At 71.3% G+C, this 21,977-nt stretch carries 11 protein-coding genes; 10 read left to right on the top strand and 1 reads right to left on the bottom strand.

Annotated elements, in window-relative coordinates; translation table 11 throughout:
* The coding region (eccCa, locus tag HLK59_RS35725) for a type VII secretion protein EccCa (protein WP_171145771.1) at nt 1–3,922 on the bottom strand (3,922 nt) is incomplete at its 3' end.
* A gap of 150 nt (nt 3,923–4,072) precedes the next feature.
* Here eccCa and eccD point away from each other — a divergent pair.
* From eccD to HLK59_RS35675, 10 genes are all read left to right on the top strand, one after another.
* Nucleotides 4,073–5,497 (top strand): type VII secretion integral membrane protein EccD, encoded by a 1,425-nt coding sequence (gene eccD / locus HLK59_RS35720; RefSeq protein ID WP_171145770.1) that lies wholly within the window; start codon nt 4,073–4,075, stop codon nt 5,495–5,497.
* A 13-nt stretch (nt 5,498–5,510) separates the two neighbouring features.
* Nucleotides 5,511–6,992 carry a type VII secretion protein EccB gene (gene eccB / locus HLK59_RS35715; protein WP_171145769.1) on the top strand — a complete coding sequence of 494 codons (1,482 nt, stop codon included), beginning with the start codon at nt 5,511–5,513 and terminating at the stop codon, nt 6,990–6,992.
* A 123-nt stretch (nt 6,993–7,115) separates the two neighbouring features.
* Nucleotides 7,116–7,454 carry a hypothetical protein gene (locus HLK59_RS35710; RefSeq protein ID WP_171145768.1) on the top strand — a complete coding sequence of 113 codons (339 nt, stop codon included), beginning with the start codon at nt 7,116–7,118 and terminating at the stop codon, nt 7,452–7,454.
* A 37-nt stretch (nt 7,455–7,491) separates the two neighbouring features.
* Nucleotides 7,492–7,812: a WXG100 family type VII secretion target gene (locus HLK59_RS35705; protein ID WP_171145767.1), complete on the top strand. Its 321-nt coding sequence runs from the start codon at nt 7,492–7,494 to the stop codon at nt 7,810–7,812.
* 18 nt (nt 7,813–7,830) lie between these two features.
* Nucleotides 7,831–8,328, top strand: coding sequence for a type VII secretion system-associated protein (locus HLK59_RS35700; protein ID WP_171145766.1), 498 nt, complete (start codon nt 7,831–7,833; stop codon nt 8,326–8,328).
* A 19-nt stretch (nt 8,329–8,347) separates the two neighbouring features.
* Entirely contained in the window at nt 8,348–10,849 is a 2,502-nt protein-coding gene (locus tag HLK59_RS35695) for an AAWKG family protein (protein ID WP_171145765.1), read from the top strand.
* Nucleotides 10,846–11,319, top strand: a complete 474-nt coding sequence (locus HLK59_RS35690; RefSeq protein WP_171145764.1) for a YbaB/EbfC family nucleoid-associated protein — start codon at nt 10,846–10,848, stop codon at nt 11,317–11,319. Before HLK59_RS35695 ends, HLK59_RS35690 begins: the two co-directional genes overlap by 4 nt.
* The gene (locus tag HLK59_RS35685) at nt 11,312–11,656 is read left to right on the top strand and encodes a hypothetical protein (RefSeq protein ID WP_171145763.1); all 345 of its coding nucleotides are present in this window, start codon (nt 11,312–11,314) and stop codon (nt 11,654–11,656) included. The genes HLK59_RS35690 and HLK59_RS35685 overlap by 8 nt, the downstream gene beginning before the upstream one ends.
* A gap of 7 nt (nt 11,657–11,663) precedes the next feature.
* Nucleotides 11,664–21,146, top strand: a complete 9,483-nt coding sequence (locus HLK59_RS35680; RefSeq protein ID WP_171145762.1) for a hypothetical protein — start codon at nt 11,664–11,666, stop codon at nt 21,144–21,146.
* A complete protein-coding gene (locus HLK59_RS35675) occupies nt 21,143–21,904 on the top strand; it encodes a type VII secretion system-associated protein (RefSeq protein WP_346779887.1) in 762 nt (253 codons plus the stop codon). The genes HLK59_RS35680 and HLK59_RS35675 overlap by 4 nt, the downstream gene beginning before the upstream one ends.
* Nucleotides 21,905–21,977 lie beyond the last annotated feature (73 nt).

The raw sequence follows: 21,977 nt of genomic DNA, 5'->3' as shown, positions 1-21,977 counted from the left end.
CGCTCCCCCCGCTCCCCGCCAGCGCCGTCTGAATGAGCGTCGCCTTGCGCCGTACGATGCTCAGCGCCCGCCCCGGTGGCAGGTTCCGCGGCTTGATGTTGCCGAAGACGTAGCCCTCGGACGGGGGGCAGGACAGCAGCAGTCCGGGCGTGTTGACCTCGTCGAGCCGCCGCAGCAGCTGATCGTTCAGACCGCGCCCGGCCCCCGTCGCCGAGCGGACGGCGACCACGTGGACGCCGACCTCGTGGCCCAGCGCCAGGTGGTCGAAGAGCGGGGCGAAGGGGTGGTCGAAGGCGTTTCCGCCGCCGATCATGTCGTAGTCGTCGACGAGGACGAACAGGCGCGGGCCCTGCCACCAGTCGGCCAGGCGCATGCGGGCCGGGGTGATGTCGGGCCCCGGGGCGCGGGTCTTCAGGGCCCTGGCCGAGCCGGCCACCAGTTCCTTGACGGAGTCGATCGAGACCGCGTGTCCGAGCTGGTACTCCGGCGGTACCGCGTCGACGAGTTCACGCCGGTAGTCCACGACCAGGACCCGCGCCTCGGCCGGGGTGTACCGGTCGGTGACCGCCTTGGCGACCATCCGCAGCAGGTTCGTCTTGCCGCTCTCGGTGTCGCCGACGGCGATGAGGTGCGGGGTGCGGGCGAAGTCGTGCCAGACGGGGGCGAGTTTCTCCTCGTCGAGGCCGAGGGGGATCCGCAGCCCGTCGCCGAGTTCGGGCGCGGGAAGCGCCGCCGTCGGCAGCCGGTGCGGCAGCATCCGTACCGGCGGGGCGGCCGGGCCCGTCCAGGCCGCGGTGACCTGGTCCACGAGTGCGGCGACGCCGTCCGCGAGGTCGTCCGTGCTCTGCCCGCCGTCGATGCGGGGCAGTGCCGCGAGGAAGTGCAGTTTGCCGTCGGTCGTCAGGCCCCGTCCGCCCGTGCGCGGCACCGTCGCCGCTTTGCGGATGTCGATCACCGAGTCCATCGTGTCGCCGGGCCGCAGTTCGAGCCGGGTCGCGGCCTGGTCGCGGATCTGCGCGGGGAGTTCCACCCAGCGGGCGGTGGTGACGACGAGATGGACGCCGTAGTTGAGGCCGCGCTGGGCGATCTGGTTGAAGGCGGCGACATGGGTGTCGTAGTCCTGACGGACCGTGGACCAGCCGTCCACCACGAGGAACACGTCCCCGTGCGGCTGGTCGGCGAACTCGCCTTCCGCGCGCCGCCGTCGGTAGGCCGCCATGGAGTCCAGACCGTGGTCGAGGAAGAACCGTTCCCGGTCCGCGAGCAGGGTCGTCACCTCGGCGACGGTGCGGCTGGTCCGCTCACTGTCGAGGCGGCTGGCGACCCCGGCGACATGCGGGAGTCCGGCCAGCCCCGCGAGGCCGCCGCCACCGAAGTCCAGGCAGTAGAACTGGACTTCACGTGGGCTGTGGGTGAGCGCCAGCGCGGTGATCAGCGTGCGGACGAGCGTGGACTTGCCGCTCTGCGAGCCGCCCGCGACCGCCACATGGCCGCCCGCCCCGGACAGGTCGACGACCAGCGGGTCCCGGCGCTGCTCGAACGGCTTGTCCACCAGCCCGACCGGCACCCGCAGCCGCCCCACCCCGGACCAGCCGGTGGCGACGAGCCCGCGTTCGGCGTCCTTGTCGAGGCCGGGCAGCAGCGCGTCCAGCGCGGGCGGCAGCCCCAGCGGCGCCAGCCACACCTCGTGGGCCGGGGGTCCGGAGTCCCGCAGCCGGTCGAGCGCGACGGCGAGCAGGGTGTCCGAGGACTCCTCGTCCGGTACGACCGGTTCGGGCGCCGCCGGTGCCACGGCACGCGGCACCACCCAGCCCGCGCTCCACGGCACGATCTGGCTCGCCACCCGCGCCTGCGCGACCCCGCCCCGCCGCTGCCGGTACGCCCCGGACACATAGGCGGCCCGGAACCGCGTCAGCGCCTCCACCCCGCTCTTCAGGAACCCGGCGCCCGGCTGCGAGGGCAGCTGGTAGGCGTCCGGCACGCCGAGGACACCGCGGCTCTCCATCGCGGAGAACGTCCGCAGGCCGATCCGGTACGACAGATGGCTCTCCAGGGCGTGCATGCGTCCCTCGTCGAGCCGCTGCGAGGCCAGCAGCAGATGGACGCCCAGCGAGCGCCCGAGGCGGCCGATCATCACGAACAGGTCCATGAACTCGCGGTGGGCGGCGAGCAGTTCGCTGAACTCGTCGACCACCACGAACAGACTGGGCAGCGGCTCCAGCGGTGTGCCCGACGCCCGCGCCTTCTCGTACTCCAGCGCCGAGCTGTAGTTCCCGGCCGCGCGCAGCAGTTCCTGCCTGCGGATCAGCTCCCCGTGCAGCGCGTCCTGCATGCGCTCCACCAGCGCCACCTCGTCGGCGAGGTTGGTGATGACGGCGGAGGTGTGCGGCAGCCCGTCGAGGCCGAGGAAGGTGGCGCCGCCCTTGAAGTCGACCAGGACGAAGTTCAGGGTCTCGGAGGAGTTGGTGAGCGCCAGCCCCAGCACCAGGGTGCGCAGCAGCTCGCTCTTGCCGGAACCGGTGGCCCCGATGAGCATGCCGTGCGGGCCCATGCCGCCCTGCGCCGACTCCTTGATGTCCAGCTCGACCGGGCGGCCGTCCGCGCCCACGGCCACCGGCACCCGCAGCCGGGCCGCCCCGGTCGCCCGCCGCCACAGCGCCGCGGGGTCGTGGCGGTACAGGTCGGGGATGCCGAGCAGGGTCGTCAACTGCACGTCACTCGCGAGCGGTTCGGCCGCGTCCGCGCTCAGGCTCATCCGGTAGGGCGACAGCAGCCGGGCCAGCGCCTCGGCGGCGGCCGGACCCACCGCGTCGGGGCGGCCCAGTGACGTCGTCTGCTCCTTGCGGCTGCGGTCCGTACGGACCAGCCGTACCGACCCGGGCCGTACGTCGAGGCGCAGCGTGGTCCGTCCGGGCCGCCAGCTCAACGCGCCGGACAGGTCGAGGACCACGGTGTTGCGCGCGCCGGGCCCGTCCAGCCGGTGTCCGGCAGGGACGCTCACGCCGTCCACCACGATCACCGTGAACGGCTCGTCCCGGCCCGGCGGTTCCTCGGGGTCGAAACCCGCCCGCTCGGCGAACTCCGCGCCCAGCAGGTCCTCCAGGTCGTTGAACGCGGAGGCCACCATGCGCGCGGGCCCGGCGCCGTCCCGCTCCTGCGGATGCAGGTTGTGCGGCAGCCATTTGGCCCACTCCCACTCCGCGCGCCGCTCGTCGGACACGCACAGCGCGATCCACAGGTCCTCGGGCGCGTGGAACACCGCGAGCTGGCACAGCGCGGCACGCACCAGGGAGCGTACGGCGGTCTCGTCGCCGCGCAGCAACACCCTTGACCAGGACCGCAGATAGAGACCGATGGGCTGGTCGGGGACCGTGCTGTAGGCGCGTACGAAGCGGCGCAGGGCGTGTGCGGACAGCGGCTCCAGGTCCTCTACCGGCTTGGTGGACAGGGGGTTGAGGCGCATCGACAGCTGCTGCTCGCCCACCGCGATGCGGATCTCGGCGAAGTCGTCGTCCTTGGGCCGCCGTTCCCACAGCCGGGTGGTGCGGACCATGGAACGCAGGGTGACGGGGGCGGGGTGCCGCCAGGCCAACGCCTGCTGCTGTTCGATGACGACCCGCTGGACCCTGCCCCGGGTCTGGGTCAAGTAGCGCAGGTAGTCACGGCGTTCGCCGTGCAGGCGCTGCTTGCGTTCGCCGCTCTTGCGCATCACCTGGCCGAGCATCATCGCGCCGGAGGCGAGCACCATCATGCCGAGTGCCAGGTAGCTGAAGACGCTGCTGGTGCCGCCGGGGCGGATGAACATCAGCATCATCGAGACGGACATCATCGCCATGGGGAGGTAGGTCCACACGGCGGAGGAGTCCGGCACGGTCTCCGGGAGCGTCGGCGGCTCCTGGAGGGTCAGCTCCCCTTCGGGCATGTCGGGCCCACGGCGGCGGGCGGGTCGGCGGAACAGGACGACGCTCAACGGAAGGGCTCCTCAAGCAACAGCGGGTGCGGAGAACGCGAAAGGGGGGTCACTCCGTAATACGGATGGGGAGCCCCGCAGGATCTGCGCCAGGAGAATTCGATGACCGACCACCAGGTGGCCGAGCTGTGCCATCTCACCGTCCGCGGCCCGGCCCGGACGATCGACCTCGCCGTACCGGCGGACGTGCCGGTCGCCGACCTGTTGCCGACCTTGCTGCGCTACGCGGGTGAGGGCACCGGGGACGGACCGGGCGGCGACGTCGAGGAGAGCGGTCTCGACCACGGGGGCTGGGTCCTTCAGCGGCTGGGCGAGCGCCCCTTGGACGAGGAGGGGACGCTCAAGTCCCTCGACCTCAAGGACGGCGAGGTGCTCCATCTGCGGCCGCACGACGCCGCGTTGCCCGAGGTCCGCCTGGACGACCTGGTGGACGGCATCGCCAACGTCACCCGGGACCGGCTGCACGCGTGGACGCCCGAGGCGGGGCGGCGGCTGCTGCTCGGCCTCGCGGTGGCGACGCTCGTGCTGGGGCTCGGTGTGCTGGCGTGGCCGGGCGGTTCGGCGACCGTCAGGGCCGCGGCGGCCGGCGCGAGCGGTCTGCTGCTGCTCGCGGGCGCCGCGTCCGCGGCCCGCGCGGTGGGTGACCGGCCGGCCGGGGCGGCGCTGGGGTACATGGCGGGGCCGTTCCTGGCGCTGGCCGCGTTCCTCATCCCCGGAGGCGATCTGAGCGGGCCGCAGGCCCAGGAGGTGCTGGGGTCCAGGCTCCTCGCGGCGGGCGCCGCGGGCGCGGGCGGCGCGGTGCTCGCGCTCGCCGTGACGGCCGTCTCGGCGCCGCTGTTCCTCGCGACGGCCCTGGTGGCGGTGTTCACCGCGCTCGCGGGCGCCGCGATCGGCGTGTTCGGGCTGGCCGTCGACGGTACGGCGGCCGCGGTCGCCGCCCTGGTGGTGCTGCTCGGCGGGTTCGTGCCCGCACTGTCCTTCCGGCTCGCGGGCATGCGGATGCCGGCGCTGCCGGGCAGCGCCCAGCAGTTGCAGGAGGGCATCGAGCCCTACGAGGGCCGGGACGTGGCCACCCGCACCGAGTCGGCGAGCGGCTGGATGACCGCCCTGTACGGCGCCTCGGGCGCGGTCGGCGCGGGCTGCCTGGTGGCGCTGTCGCTGCGGCCGAGCCTGCCGGAGGCGCTGACGGCCGGGGTGCTGTCGCTGCTTCTGCTGCTGCACGGCCGGGGCATGGTGAACGTACGCCAGCGCCTGGCCCTGGTACTGCCCGGAGCGCTGGGCGCGGCCCTGCTGGTCGGTACGGCCGCCCACGCGGCGGGCGCCGACGGCAGGCCCCTGCTGCTGGCCGGGCTGCTCGCGCTGGCCGCCGTCCTGGCGATCGCGTCCTGGACGGTGCCGGGCCGCCGGATGCTGCCGTACTGGGGGCGGGCGGCGGAGCTGCTGCACTCGGGGCTCGCGATCTCCGTACTGCCGCTGACCCTGTGGGTGCTCGGGGTGTTCGGCGCCCTCCGGGCGATCAGCGGCTGAGCGGGGGTTCGTCATGCAGTCCAAGCGCGACCAGGTACAGGCGCACGCCTTCGTCATGAACCGGCTGGCCTCCGGCATGCTGCTGGCCGACCCGGACGCCCCGGAGAGTCCCCTGGGGCGCACCACCCGGGGCGCCGTCAGCGGGATCGTCGTCGCCGTGCTGGTGGCGGCCGGGGCGGTGGTCTACGGTCTCGTCTCGCCCGGCGGCGACGACTCCTGGCGTACGTCGGGCACGCTCGTCGTCAACCGGGAGACCGGCGCCCGTTACGTCTACTACGACGGCCGGCTGCGTCCGGTACGGAACTACGCCTCGGCCAGGCTGATCGGCGGGAAGGACCTCAAAACCGAGGACGTCTCCACGGCCTCCCTCGGCGACACCCCGATCGGCGCACCGGTCGGCATCCCGGGCGCGCCCGACTCCCTGCCGGGCGGCGGGGACCTCGACTCGGGGGCCTGGCAGGTGTGTTCGGCGCTCGACGAGGACGGCTCCGCGGTGACCGCGCTGATCGCGGGCGGCCCCACCGCCGCCACCGGGCTCGACGCCGGCTCCGGTGTGCTGGTCGCCGGCCCGGACGGGACGTCGTACCTCGTCTGGCAGGGCAGCAGGCTCCGCCTGGACCGCAAGTCCGGCTCGGCCGTCTCCCTCGGCTACGGCTCCGTCGCCCCGCGCCCCGTGTCCGCGGCCTTCCTCGACGCCCTGGTCGAGGGCCCCGACCTCACCGCCCCGACGGTCCCGGACCTGGGCGCCGAAGGCCCCGCCCTCAGCTCGGCCACGAGCAGGGTCGGCCAGGTCTTCCGGGTCAGTGTGCCCGGCTCCGCCGAACGCCCCTACTACCAGCTGCGCCGGGAGGGCCTGGTCCCGCTCACCGACACCGCCGCCGCCCTCGCGCTCGGCGACCCCACGGTCCGTGAGAAGGCGTACGACGGTGCCTCCCCGGTCGCCGCCGACCTGGGCGCGGACACCCTCAAGCAGCATCTCGCCCCTGGCGCCGAGGGCCGCTCCCCCGGCGCCGCCGGGCTGCCGGCCGCCCCGCCCCACGCCACCTCGGTACCGCGGGAGCAGGCTGCCTGCGCCGGCGTGGAGCCCGGCACCGACGGCACCCGGGTCGCCACCACGCTGGTCCCGGTCACCGACCTGGGCCCGGTCGCCGCCGCCCCGACCGACCAGGTGCGGCCCGCCTGTCTGCGGGTGGACGGCGTGGTCGTGCGGCCGGGCCACGGCGCGCTGGTGCGGGCGCTCGGCGCGGACGGGACCGCCGTAGGAGACACCACGTATCTCGTCACGGACAACGGCGTGAAGTACCGGGTGCCCTCGACGGCGGCCCTGGAGGCGCTCGGACAGAGCGAGGCGAGCGCGCGGGCACTGCCGGCGCCGCTGCTGTCGATGCTGCCGACCGGCCCGGACCTGGACCCGGCCGCGGCGACCGGCGCGTCCCGGCCGCACACCACGGGGCCCGTCTGCGGTGGTACCGGAGCGGTCACTCCCGAAAACTGAGGCCGTCTCACGAGAACCCGGCGCCCCACCTGCTCCGTAGTACGAGATGACGGGCCTCCGCCCCCACCCCCTGGGGCGGAGGCCCCGACCCGTTCCGCACATCCACCGACCGGGAGGCCTCCCATGGCAGGAAACGGCCAGCAGTCAAACGAACAGTCGACCCGCAACGGCATCCAGGCGCTGGAGATGGCCTTCAGCGGCATCCTCAAGTCCCGTCAGGACGTGGACGGCACCCGCGCCAACCTCTCCGCGGGCTACCAGGGCAGCGACGGCGCCGAGTTCGGCAAGCTCCTCACGCAGTGGGACGAGCAGTGCAACGTCATCCTGCGCAACCTGGAGGACATGGTCGACAAGCTCAACAACAGCCTCGTCGAGCACGGCAAGGCCCAGGGCTCCTCCAACGACGCGATCAACCAGGCCTACAGCGCCTCGCAGTCGGCCTTCGACCAGCTCGTCGGCTGACCTCCGCCCCCACCACGACCCGGAACGAGGTTCTGGCATGTCCGACCTGACCGACGGCTACATCTACGTCGACTACAACCACATGGACAACGCGGCCGACGACATGGTCCAGCAGACCACGGCGATCTCGAACACCCTGGCCTCCCTGGAGGCCGAGCTCAACGAACTCGTCAAGTCCTGGTACGGCACCGACGCGGACATGTACCGCGAGAAGCAGGCCGCGTGGCACGGGGCCGTGGAGAACATGAAGGAGCTGCTGAAATCGCACTCCAAGCTGTTGACGGGCATCGGCGAGCAATACAGGTACAGCGAGAAGCAGTTGACGCAGATGTGGTCCGAAGTCGGCATCGGCCGGTAACGGGAAGAGACGAGCACCATGGCGGACCTCACCCACCTCGACGGACCGGCGCTCCAGCGCTTCGTGGAGAACGACCTCGCCGACTTCATCGACGCCCTCAAGGCCGTCCGCAAGGACAGCGCGGCCGACGACGGCGGAGTGCGGGCGCTGCGCAGCATCGTGAACGGGGCCACCACCCCCGAGACGCTCCAGCAGAGCCAGGCGCTGTCCATCGGCCAGATGGGCACCGGCGACTCGTTGCACGGCGAGTCGCTGCTGACGGCGGCGACGGGCGCCGCGCAGAGCGTGGACGCCGTCTTCGAGCAGCACGTGAACCTGTTCGGGGACATCGACCGCGACCTGAAGCAGACCATCCGCACGATGCTCAACACCCAGGGCAGCACCCTCCAGTCCATCGACGCGGGCAGATTCCTCGACGTCTTCTCCGACGTCGACGAGGGCATGAGCGAGAACCCCGGGAGCGACGACACCGACTCGGGTTCCGGCAACTCCGGTAGCTCCGGGAACGACGACTAGTACCGCCGACGGGGATCGCATGCCTGAGAACGCCACGACCTACGACCAGGACGACTACTGGGGCCAAGCGGTGACGATGCTCACCGGCTATCCCATGCCCAGCCGCGCGGGCCTCTTCGAGCACCTCAAGAGCAAGGAGGGCATCCCGCTCTTCCGCATGGACATCCGCTCCCAGGAGATGCGCAACCTGTCCGACGCGGACTACTCGGCGATCAGCGGCTGGCAGGTCGCCTCCGGCGACGACTACATCCTGACCTTCGTGGGGACCCACGGGGGCGCCGACGGCTCGAACCACCAGAGCGCCGACTTCAACCTGTACCAGGCGCACATCGTGCTCATCGGTGTCCCGGTGGGCGGAGACGGCCGGGGCAGGCTGCTCGACGGCGGCGAGACGTTCTCGGGCGGGCCGTTCACCGGCCACTACGGCGACCAGTGGGACAACTCCGCGCTGGCCCAGTACGTCAGCGGGGCGAAGGCCGTCCTGGACGCACTGGCGGCGGACAGCGCGCACAGCACCGCGGGGTTCTCGTCCCACGGCCTCACGGTGGCCGACAAGGACGCCGTCAAGCTCAAGTCGTTCCAGGACACCGCGCAGTCCTTCGACCGCGCGAAGAAGTTCTTCGCCGACCAGGCCGTGGTGCTCAAGCAGTGGGAGGAGTCCCTCGGCGGCGAGGACGGCGCCTGGCAGGGGCAGGCCGCCGGGATCTTCCGCGACCTGGTCCGCCAGCTCCGCAAGAACTACGACGCCTACGTCGAGCAGATGGGCGGCCTGACCTACTACGCGCACAGCACCAGCGTCGACTACTACACCCCGCTCTCCCCCTACTCCGACGCCCTCATCAAGGCCCAGAAGGACCTGTGGCGCCAGACCGTCGCGCTGCGCACCGCCTGGATCACGTGGGCCGACACCGGCCAGCACGACCCGCACCGGGGACTGCTGGAGATGCTCAACGAGCTCACCGCGTGGGTGCTGGAGAACAACGTCCACCAGGTCCACCACGAGAGCCGTCAGGGCCGCCACCACTACTCGGCCACCAGCGCGTTCAAGCAGAGCCATCCGCTCTACGGCAACCTCAACGACGTCAACAACTGGAAGAAGGTCGGCGAGGCGGCCGTCCAGCGCTGGACGACCTACATCGAACGCCAGTTGATCCCGGTCGCCAAGCAGGTGCTGTCGGACCTCAACAACGCGTGGATCGAGGCCGTCGACCCGCTCGAGGTGCCCCTGGACGCCAAGGACACCTCCTCGTTGACCGACCAGTACCAGAACGGTCAGGGCGACGACAGCGACGGCAACGGCATCGGTGACGATCTCGGGGACAGCCTCGACGAGGCGATCGACAACCTCGGCAACGGGATCGGCGACAGCCTCAACGGCCTGGGCGACAACCTCTCCGGTCTCGGCGACGGCCTCTCGGGTCTCGGGGCCGACCTGGGCGCCGGGCTCACCGGCCTCACCACCGGACTCGGCACCGGACTGAGCAGCCTCGGCAGCGGACTCGGCACCGACCTCGGCTCCGGGCTGAGCCTGGGCTCCCTGTCGGACGGCCTCACCAACCCCGGCGGCGGCACCACCACCCTCAACCCCGACGGCACGCTGACCACGACCTACCCCGACGGCTCGGTCAGCATCTTCGACCCGGGCACCGGCCGGGTCACCACCACGACGAAGGACGGCAGGACCACCACCACGGATCTGGAGGCCGGCGACAGCATCACCAACCCGGACGGCAGCGTCACCACCCTCAATCCGGACGGCACCCTCACCACCACCTACCCGGACGGCACGGTCACCACGATCGACCCCGCGTCCGGCACGGCGACCACCACCGATCCCGACGGCAACGTCACCACCACCGACCTCGGCGACGGACTGAGCGACCTCGGCGACCTCACCGACGGCCTCGACTTCGACGACCTGAACGACAGCCTCGGCAGCCTGAACAGCAACCTCAGCAGCGGACTCGGCGGGCTCACCGACGCCCTCGGCTCCGGCACCCCGCTGACCTCCGGTCTCACCGGCTTCGGCTCCGATACGACGCCCTCGACCGGCCTCGGCGACGCCTTCTCGGGGTACGACGACACGCCGTACACCTCGGGCGCCCTGGGCGCGCCGACCGGCACCGCCGACGGGACGGCGAACAGCGGCATGCCGATGATGCCGATGGGCATGGGCGGCGCCCCGGGCGCGGGCGGCGGACAGCAGGGCAACGGCGACCGGGTGCGCAACGTCCTCACCGAGCCGGGCCGCGGCCCCCTCGACGGACGTGCGCGCCGCACCGGCAGAGGCGGGAACGGCGCCACGGCCGAGGACGAGGCCGAGGGCACCACCACACGGTCCAGGGTCAGCACCAGCTCGGCGTCCACTCCCTTCGCCCCGCAGGCCTCCGAGGCGCGCCGGGGTGGTCGTACGACGGAGAGCGGCGGCGACGAGGAACGGGCCAGCTGGCTCGCCGACGAGGAGGACGAGGACGTGTGGGGCGCCGAGGAAGGCGGGGCTCCCTCCGTGATCGGCCGATGAGCGGGACCTCGTACGAGCAGCGGCTCGCCCAGGCGATGGCCGAACTGGACGCCACCCGCGACGCGGTGGCCCGCGCGGAGGCGGAGCTCGCCGAGGCCTCGGTGCGGGTGCGGTCCAAGGACCGCAGTGTCGAGGTCACCGTGGGCCCACAGGGCGAGCTGACCGGGCTGCGGTTCCTGGAGGACCGGTACCGGACCATGGCCGCCGGGCAGTTGGCGGCGAGCGTGCTGGAAGCGGCGGCCGAGGCACGCGGGGTGATGGCCCGTCAGGTGATGGCGGCGTTCGAGCCGTTCACCCGGCCGAGCAAGGCCGTGCCCGAGCTGACCGGGGTCGACGTCGACTGGGGGAGGATCTTCGGCTCCGCCGTGCTGGAGGAGGCCCCTGCCGCGCGCCGTGCCGCCGGTCACCGGCTGCGGGACGAGATCGACGAGGACCCCGACGACTTTGACGAGGAGCACCACCATGGCTGACGGCAACGCCTACTTCGCCAACCCCGGACGCATCCAGGCCGGGGTCCGGCAGATCGACGAGATCAGCTCGCTGGCCCAGCAGATGGTCCGCGAGTTCGTGGCCGACGTGAACCTCACCCGCGACTGGCCGGGCACCGACGACGAGTTCGCGCGCGAGGTCCAGCCGCAGGAGAAGACCGAGCGCACGACGGTCACCGACACCGGTCGGTCCCTCTCCGACGCCGTCGTGGCCGTCGCCAACGGCACCCACACCAACCTCCAGAACATCACGGGCACGCAGAGCGGCGTCCTCGACGCGATCCACGGCTCCGCCGCGAACGGCCCCGGAAGGCACTGACACATCCATGGCCATCCACGTCTCGCCCGAAGTCAACAACCTGCTGCTCCTGCTCATCGGTGAGCGGATGCTCCAGGCGGACGAGGACAAGGCCTATCAGAGCCGCGAGCCGTACGCCCGCCTCGGCAGACAGCTCAACCGGCTGTCCGACCTGATCGAGGTCTCCGTGCGGGACGTCGGCCGCTCGCTGCCGCCCGCGGTCGCCACCCAGTACGTCCGCGCGATGAACCTGTTCGTCGACGACCGGGGCCGCAACACGCTCAAGGAGTTCGCCGACGAACTCGACGTCGTCGCCCAGGGCCGCGTCGAGACCTCCATGAACATCATGGAGGCGAAGTGGCAGATCATCGCCGAGGTCGTCCGGCTGCTCATCGAGCTGGCCGTGATCCTCGTGATGTCCGTCTTCAGTGGTGGCAGCGCGGTCGGCAAAGCGGCGGTGGCCCGTGCCCAGAGCCGGGTCACCATCCTCACCATCCTCGACAACCTCATGCGGCGCACGCATCTGATGCCGAGTCTGAGCGAGGCCTTCGACGAGGCGTTCACCACGTTCGTCGTGCGGTTGTCGATGATCGCGTTCGGTCCGGACGGACGTCGGCCGCACGGCTTCGACTGGGAGCGGATCCTCCAGGACGCCGTGTTCGGCGGGATCACGGGGATGTTCCACGGGATGTTCGAGGGGGTCGCCGACAGGTTCCAGAGGTTCTTCCGGCGGGATCACTTCGACGACACGGTGGTCAAGAAGTTCGACGGCGACGTCCTGGCGAAGGTCGACCGGGATGTGCCCCCGGGGCACAACAACAGGGATCTCAAGGGCGAGTTCGGCGATGGCGTGGGAGACGCCGTCCTGGAGGGCGCCGCGGAGACGGCCGGTGAGTTCGTCACCGTGGGTCTGTTCACGGGGAGTTGGGCGCTCAGCGGGGACACCTTCCTGACCGCGGCGGGCAGTGCGCTGTTCATGGGTGCGGTGTTCGCCGGGGTGGCGAAGTTCGGGTCGCAGTTCAACGTCCATATGGACACGGTCAATGACGTACGGGGGTCGGGTACGGCGACTCCCGGGACGACCGGGGCGACGGGGTCAGCCGGGTCGGCCAAGGAGGCGCAGGTCTCGGACGGTTCCGGGAGGCCGGCGACGACCGGCAGGAACGGGACCAACGGGAACGACGACACCCGAAGAGCCGAGGAGACACCGGTCCGCGACGCGCTCCACGAGGGCGGCGACAGCGACAACGACACCGAGGGCGGACAGGTCGGGGCGACGCCCACACTGTCGTCTCCGATCCCTTCGCAGAGCGCGCCGGGCGCTTCTGGAGCCACGGGCACACCCAATGGCACGACAGGCACGCAGGGCAGTACTCCGACCACCAGCCGCCGCGACGGACCGGGCGCTGCCAACGACACGGGCACCGACGAATCCGCCCCGCCTTCTCGTCGTACGGTCTCCACCACACCAGTGCCCGAGACCCCGGCCAAGAACCAGCCCGGCACCACCACCACTTCCCCCGAGCCGCCCACCGCACCGACACCCATCACGACGATGTCCACCGCCTCGGGCCCGCTTCCCTCCTCCGTTGCCGCCCAGCCCCGTCCCGTCACCCAAATCATCCCCTTCGAGGGCGACGAGCTGCGGGTTCTCGAAGTCGTCGGAGACGGGGACTGCTTCTTCACGTCGATGCTCGCCGGCCTGCTCCACCAGGGGCACGACTCGGAGCTGACCGCGCTGGACGTCCCGCAGTTGCGGCGGCGCGCGGCGGAGGCGTACCGGGGGTCCGCGGCGTACGAGGAAGCGAACGGGCGTGACGCGCTCGACGTCCTGTTGCAGGATCTCGGCCCGGCCGACCTGTCGGCTCTCATGGGCGGTTCACGGCCGCAGCTCTCCGCCGAGCAGCAGGCCGACATCGACGACCAACTGCGCAGGAGGCTCTACGGCGACGAACTCCGCCGCCTCGTCACCTCCTCCGCCGACCGGGCCATTCTCACGGATCTGCCCGACGCCGCGGTCCGTGCCCTGCAACCTGGCTACCAGCCGGTGCCCGGCAGGACTCAGCGGGTCCAGCGTGAGGAGCTCTCCGACGGGGTCCGGGCCCGCATGATGCGCGAGCAGGTCCGGCAGATTCTCACCGGGGACGACATCCAGTCGGCGCAGGAACTGTGGGCGCGGATGGTGCGGCGGCGGTACCCCGGCTGGGGGGAGTCGAGCCCCGGCCTCGACCGCTTCCTGAACCGCCGGCTGGGCGACCTGGTCGCGGACTCCATCGGAGACCGCGCCATGTGGACGACGCCGTTCTTCGACATGGCACCGTCCGGGATCGCCCAGGCGCTCGGCCTGAACATCACCGTGGTGCAGCACCACCATGAGCAGGGCGCCTGGGACACGCCCCTCAACCCTGATGCGGGCAGGCCTCTTTACGTCCACTACAACGGCGTCAACCACTACTCGGCGATCCAGAACGCCCCCGAGGTCCGGACGGCCGAGACCTTCATGGCGCCGACGACCACCAGCACCGCAGACACACCCACGGGCACCAGTGTTGCCCCCACGTCCGCCACCTCCAGCCGTGTGAACGAACTGATCGACGCCCTGCGTGGCGTACCGGTCGATCAGCGGATCATGGACAGCCTCCACCGGTTGAGCCCCGCGACCGTCGACACCCTGCTCGGGTCGGCGCGCCGGCAACCGCCTCCCGCAGCGAACAACAAGGGCAAGGGAGCGGGCGAGAAGCCGCACAAGAACAAGGGGAACAAGGCGGGCAAGGAGAGCAAGGCGGATAAAGCGGCTCGCCTGGCCAAGAAGGCACCCGCCGCCAATCTCAAGAAGGTCCTGCACCACCCGGGGTACGCCACCGGCGACCAGTTCGGCATCGCCGCCTATCTCCTCGCCGACGAGAACGGACATGTCGTCGTGGTCGAGGACCCCGGCAACAAGAACGACCGCAGTTCCGAGATCGAGGCGTTCTACCGCTCCACCGGCATCCCCACCGGCCGTATTCACAAGGTGACCATCACCCAGGACACCGACGGCGACGCCCACGCCAAGGAGGTCTTCGACAGGATCAACGGCTTGGACGACACATCCCCCTCCATGTCGAAGAACCAGCTCAAGAACCTGATCGTCCCGGTGGGCGCGGCCACCACCTGGCTCGGCGAGAACTTCAGCCAGGAGACACGGGACAAGGTCCGCGAGGCCTGGCAGTTGGACGACCAGCGCTTCCCTCGGCAGGACCAGGACAAGGTCGCCGAGTGGCTGGGGAAGAGGAACATCACCGTCGAGCCGGGGCGCGAGGTCGTCGTCCTGTGGTCCCGCTTCAGCGGCAAACGCGGCGACGTCCACGTCGAACACGACACCAGCTACACCGGCATGGACCAACTCCTCACCCGCATCCACGACCGCACCAAGGACAACCCGCCAGGACCGCTCGTCATCATCGCCGGGGATGCCAAGGTCAACTCCAAAAGCCGTCCCCACTACCCCGAGATGGCCAAGAGGCACTGGGACAACGGGCTGGCCGTCCACGATCTCACCGACTTCTGGAACGACGAGGAAGGCACCGCCACCTGGGGCGGCGACACCCGCACCGGCCAGATGCGCCTCTACGAATACCTCAACCGCCAGAGCAACGGTTCCCTCAGACACCTCGGCTTCCGCAGCGGCAACCTCGAAGCCATGGCCCTCGCCGGACACAAGGTCAACTACCTCGAAGAAGAGGGCAGCATCGGCGGCGAACGCATGGAGAAATGGCATGCGAGCAAGTCCAAGGCCCCCCTTGACATCGGATACGAGCGGATCGTCATCGAGCGTCCGCCCACCCTCTCCGGCCAGATCGCCCTCGACGCGCGGGACATGTGGGAGAAGACGGAGAAGGAGTTCCGCAAGCTCGATGTCCTGACACCGGAGCAGCAGCAGGAACTGACCAACCTCTCCAAGAACTTCAAGCACCCCCAATGGGTCCTCGGCAAGGGAAACGAACGCGACGCCGAGAAGCCCTTCAAGGACCCCGTCACCAAGGGCTTCACCGCCGAGGACGTCGACAAGATCACCGACAGGCTCCTCGGCACCTCGCCCGCACGACCCACCGTCCTCGTCACCCTCGCGCCCACCGAGGAGGGGGGCCGCATCCGGACACTGGACGGGGAGACCCTGTCGGACACCGCCGTACGCAATCAGGGACTGGATCTGGGTCTGGCCTCCTTCACCGACGCCGACTGGGCCCGCCGCGCGGCCCGCTATGACACGGTGACGTCCGCCACCGAGTACTCGGACTACCGCCCCAGCCGCCGGGCGCTGGTCGGCGCGCCCAAGGAGGTGCCCTGGCGGGGCCAGACCGTGTCGTTCTTCGCCGGGCACGGAAAGCCGACCCGGGTCGAACTCGCCCTGGAGACACCCCGCACGGTCGCCGTCCCCGTACGGACGGACCCCGCCGAGGGAACGCCCTCGACCGAAGAGACGCCGCCCGAGGTCACGTACGTCACGCACGAGAAGGTGTCGGTCAGCGGCCCGGAGCTGGGTCGGTACCTGATCCGCTGGGGCGGGCTCGGTCCGGACGGACGGCCGCTCGTCCTCTACTCGTGCCACACCGGCGCCCGGCCCGCCCACGGAGGCCTGCCGGTCGCCCAGCACGTCGCCAACACGACCGGCCGTCCGGTGTTCGCGCCCAGGACCAAGGCGGGCACCGCGCTCGACAGCACGGGCCGGGTACGCCCGACCCTCGACGTCGAGTCGGACGACGGTGAGCTCGTCGCGGGCGAGTGGCTCCTCTTCCTCCCCGAACCCTCCGGCGGCGCCCTGACGAAGCTGGCGGTCCACGCCGGACTGCACGCGGGCGAGGCGGCCCCGGACCCGTGGACGGCCAACCGCACCCTCCAGTTCGTCCGCACCCTGCGCGGCACCACCGGCATCGACACCGGCACCGATCCCGAACTGCTGCGCGGGCTGGGCGCCCTGGAGGCGCTGCGCTGGAACCGCCGAACGGACGCCTACACCGTCGGCCGGATGACCCCGGACCTGTTCACCCGCATCACCCGCGACAACTTCCGCCTGCCCGACACGGTGACCCCGACCCCGGACCAGTACCGAGCCGTCCTCACCGCCGCCCGTACAGCGGCCCCGGACACCGCGCCCGACGCCCTCACCGTCCAGCCCGTACCGGCACCCGTCGGCCTCCAGCCGCCGCCCGGCGCAGGCACGGTCCCGGCCCGGGACCCCCTGTGGGAATCCGGCAAGGGCAAAGGCAAGGCCAAGGAGAACAAGCCGGCCAAGGTCAAGGAGAGCAAGGAAGCCAAGGCGGCCCGCCTCGCCGGGCAGAAGACCGACGCCAATCTCAAGAAGGTCCTGAACCACCCGGGCTACGCGACCGGCGACCAGTTCGGCATCGCCGCCTATCTCCTCGCCGACGAGAACCTGCACGTCATCGTGGTCAAGGACGCGGATCCCGAGAGCTCACGCGACCGCAGCGACGACATCGCCGCGTTCTACCGCTCCAACGGCATCGCCCCCGGCCGTATCCACGAGAGGACCATCACCACGAGCGAGGACGCCGACGTCCTCGCCAGAGGCGTCTTCGACCTCATCAACAGCGAGGCCCTGGAGGGCAGGACGGCCCCGACGAACAGGCAACTCAGGGACCTCATCGTCCCGGTGGGCGCGGCCACCACCTGGCTCGGCGACAACTTCAGCCAGGAAAAGCGGGACAAGGCCCGCCAGGCCTGGCAGTTGGACGACACCGCCTTCCCTCAGCAGGACCAGGACAAGGTCGCCGAGTGGCTCGCGGCGAAGAACATCACCGTCGAACCCGGGCGCGAGGTCATCGTCCTGTGGTCCCGCTTCAGCGGCAAACGCGGCGACGTCCACGTCGAACACGACACCAGCTACACCGGCATGGACCAACTCCTCACCAGCATCCACAACCGCACCAAGAACGACCCACCAGGACCGCTCGTCATCATCGCCGGAGACGCCAAGGTCAACTCCAAAAGCCGCCCCCACTACCCCGAGATGGCCAGGAAGCACCGAAAGGGCGGGCTGGCCGTCCACGACCTCACCGACTTCTGGAACGACAGGGAAGGCACCGCCACCTGGGGCGGCGACACCCGCACCGGCCAGATGCGCCTCTACGAATACCTCAACCGCCAGAGCAACGGTTCCCTCAGACACCTCGGCTTCCGCAGCGGCAACCTCGAAGCCATGGCCCTCGCCGGACACAAGGTCAACTACCTCGAAGAAGAGGGCAGCATCGGCGGCGAACGCATGGAGAAATGGCACGAGGTCAACTCCAAGGCACCCCTCCCCATCGGCTACGAGCGCATCGTCATCGGGCGCCCGCCCACCCTGTCCGGCCAGATCGCCGTCAAGGCACGAGAGGCATGGAAGGAGACGGAGGAGGAGTACCGCAAGGTCAAGCCCCACAGCGAGGAGCAGCGCAAGCAGCAGAAGGAGGAACTCACCAACCTCATCGAAGCGTTCAAGCACCCCAAGTGGGTCCCGGGCAAGAGAAACGAACGCGACGCCGACAAACCGTGGACGGATCCGTCCACCAGGGGCTTCACCCCCGAAGACGTCGACAAGATCACCGACACCCTGCTGGGCGCGGCCGAACCCCCCGGCCCCGGCGCCCCGAGCAACGCGCTCTCGTCCCACCCGATGTTCACCAGTGGGGACCGGCACTTCACTCAAGTGCAGGTCGCCGGCGACGGCGACTGCTTCTTCCGGTCGCTCCTGGACAGCGCACGGCTCCAGGACCCGGAAGGTGCCCCGGTCGGCGAGAGCGTCGGGGACATGCGGCGCGGGGCGGCGGACAGGTTCGTGGGTTCGGATCTGCACGCCCTCCTCAACAGGAGTGACGCGCTGGAGGAGTTGCTCCAGGACGTCGGCCGGGACCAGCGGGATTCATTGCGGGAACTGCTCAACCAGGACGGCCCGGAGGCCGAGAAACTCTGGCGCGGCTGGCTGCACAACGCCTATCCGAGGTGGGCCCTGACCGATCCGCCCCTGTCCGCCGTGCGCGGTCGCAGGCTCGGTGATCTGGTGGCGGAGTCCATCCGGGACGTCGCCCTGTGGAACACGCCGTTCTTCGACCACGCCCCGGGAATCGTGGCGCAGGCGCTGGGGCTGCGGGTCGTGGTCGTCAACGCGGACGGCACCCCGGACCACGTACTCAACGCGGACGCCGACCGCACCGTCCATGTCTTCTACAACGGCACGAACCACTACTCCGCGCTCGCCCCGGCGCAGCACACGGCCGATGACCCCGAACTCGCCTCGCCCACCGCTGCGTCCACCGGCGTGGAAAGGGAACTGGACGCCCACCGCCCGCCCCGCCTGGACCGCTCGCTGCTCCCCCCGCCACCGCCGGAGGGCGAGGTGGCGGTCGGTGACGGCAGCGCGCTGCCCGCGCTCCCCGACGGTTCGTTCAGCCCCGGCCGGGCCGTCCTGCGGGGTACGGACCAGGTCGTGCGCGAGATCGCCGGCCGCGCGAGCCTGTCCCACGACACCCGCTCCGCGCTGGACCACGCCCTGCGCACCGAGCCGGAGGCCTTCCACGGTCCTGGCTGGCTCTCGCCGCTGTTCGTCGACGCCCGGGGCCGTACCCGGGCCATGCGGGTGATCGCCCGGCCGCACGGGGTGGGAGAACGGTTCACCGACCACGCGAGGCAGGACCGGACACGCGGCCAGGTGGAGACCCGCGGGCCGGACGGCTCCGCCGTACACCTGGACGACGTGCAGTACGACGTGTCCTTCAAGGGTGACGCGACCGGCGTACGCCTGAGCGGGCTGCCGCTGGCCTTCGCGGCCGGCGAGGGCCACTTCGGCTTCGGCGTACGCAACGGCCTGATGCTGCGGCTGCCGGCCGGCGAGGCCCCCGGTGCCCTCCCCAGCCACCCCGCCCACTCCACGGCTCCCTGGACCGCCCACCCCGACTCCACCGGCTGGCGTCAGGATGATCCCGCGTCCGGTCCCGGCACCCTCACCGACGCGGACGGCACGGTGTACGAGCTGGTCGAACCGACGGAGGACGGCAACAACTTCTGGACCGCGCTGGCCGACTTCGGCGAAGGGATCGCCGCTAGGGCCACCCAGCGTCCGCTGCCCCTGGGCGCGGTGCTGGACCGCTCGGTGCCGTTCACCGGGGCCGAGCTGTCGGACGCCGGGGAAACCCTCGGTCACGACGGAAGGCCCACCGTCCGGTTCCACGCCACGGCCGGTCGCATCCCGGACGACGTACCGCTCACCCTCCCCCAGGAGCGGGAGCTGATCCGTACCCAAGTGCGCACGGCCCGGCGCTGGAACCCAGCGACCACCAGGATCGCCGCCCGCTTGGCCGCCGACACGACCGGGGCAACCGTCACGATCGTCGCCGAGGACGGCTCCAGCCGCTCCTACGCGCCCATCGGCGGCGCTCACGTTGGGCGTGCGGTGGTCCTCTGCCGGCGCGGCGGGGAGTTCCTGCTCGCCCGCCCACGGCCCCCGGCCGGGATGAGTCCGGACGACCCGGCGTTCCAGGGACTGGAGGTCACCGCGGCCGACGTGAAGGGTCTGACCACGGGTACCAGCGCCACCACGACGTGGTCACTCACGCCGAACGCCCGTCTCACGGTCGGGGAGTTGGGCCTCGGCGCGGAGGACCTGGCGCGGCTCTGGCAGAAGTTGGGCCACCGGGTCGGCCCGACGGTATCGCCGGAGGCCGCCTCGCGGCGCTACGGCATGCCCGAGAAGAACTTCGGCAAGTTCCGCCGTGTCGCGCGCGAGCGGGGGCTGACGATCGACGTACGCCCCGCCCGCCCGACCACCGCGAAGTGGCTGGACGAGGGAAAGCTGCCCAGGCCGCAGGAGATCCGGGCCGAGACGATCAACGACCTGGACGTCCACCTCGGCGCGAAGACGGAACACATCGGCCTGGTCGGCTACTTCGCACCGCGACTCCCCGAGGACCGCACGGTCTTCGACGGGGCGACCTGGGCCGATATCAAGGCCCGGCACGCGCAACGCCTCGACGAGTTCCGCCAACTCTCCACGACCATGGAGGCGTTGGCCGAACAGGACCGCTTCCACGTCCGCGACGGGCTGGTCCTGGGCCACCGCGGCGGCACCCCCGACGGCCCGCTCACGGAGATCACGGACGGCCACGCCGTCTTCGACCTGGCCACACCGGGCAGCGGACGCCTGGACACACCGACGTACGACGACGCCGTGGCGGCGATGACGCACAACGACATGGCCGTCACCCACGGCGCCCATCTGTACTGGCGCGCGCCCCGATCGCCGTACAGCGAGGGCGTGTTCACGAAGATCGTGGAGTCGCACGGCCCTGACGGCGAGCCCCTGCTCCGCTTCCGCCCGGAGAACGACCACGCACGCCTGGTCCACTACACGCCCCCACGCGGACCGGCCAACGGCACCTCGCCGATCACCCCGGCACTGGTATGGACGGACCCCCTCCCGCACCACGCCGAACACCAGCAGGACGACGACGCAGCATCCGGCAGGAGCAGTACGTGACCAACAGCGAGACAGGGCGGGCACCGCAACTCCCGCCGAGCGCACCACCGTTGCCGGATGAGGTCCGGGAGGCCGCCCGGCTCGCCCCCGACCACTGGATCGGGGTCGTCGACCCCGGCTGGCGTGAGGACGGCCCGCCACCGCGCTGGGCCGTGGCCGGCGAGTGGCGGTCCGGGGAGTCCGGCGAGGTCGAGGAGTGGGAGCCGAACGAGGAGTACCGGCCGTCGCCTTCGGCCCTCGGCTGGTCCGCGCCGACCGATCCGGTGGACGAGGCCGTCCGGCTGGCGGTGACCGGGTACGGGCCGGTGTCGGACGTGCTCAGCGCCCTGGCCGACGCCGAGGTCTCCTTCGTGCGCGCGCCGGACGGCGGCCCCCTTGCCATGACGTCCCCGGACGGGGGACCGACGGTCCCGGTCTTCACCTCCCCCGCACACCAGCCCTTCAGCGCCTCGCTGGCCCACGACAGCCTGCCCGCACGGGAGTTGGCCGCGTACGGCATGACGCTCACCGTCAATCCGGCGGGGCCGGCCTGCATGGTGGTGGGCGCGGCGGAGGTGCTGGCCGCGGCGGAGTCCGGTGAGCCGGTGTCCGAGGGGGACGCCGCTCCGGCCGATGTCCCGGCCACGGCACGGCTCTTCGACCCGGACGACGACCTGGGCGCGCCCACGGCCCCTGGCGTGCCGCTGGTGTCCACGGCGTCCGACAGCCTCGCCGTACCCGGATCACCTGGAACCGCCGCCGCGGGAGGCACCGTATGACCACCCCACCCGACGAGCCGACGGGCGAGGCCCTGGCGGCCCGGCCGCCGTCCCCTGACCCTTAAACACATCT

This window comes from Streptomyces sp. S3(2020) (assembly GCF_013044505.1).
Lineage (GTDB): Bacteria > Actinomycetota > Actinomycetes > Streptomycetales > Streptomycetaceae > Streptomyces.
This window is presented reverse-complemented; position numbering and strand designations above follow the sequence as displayed.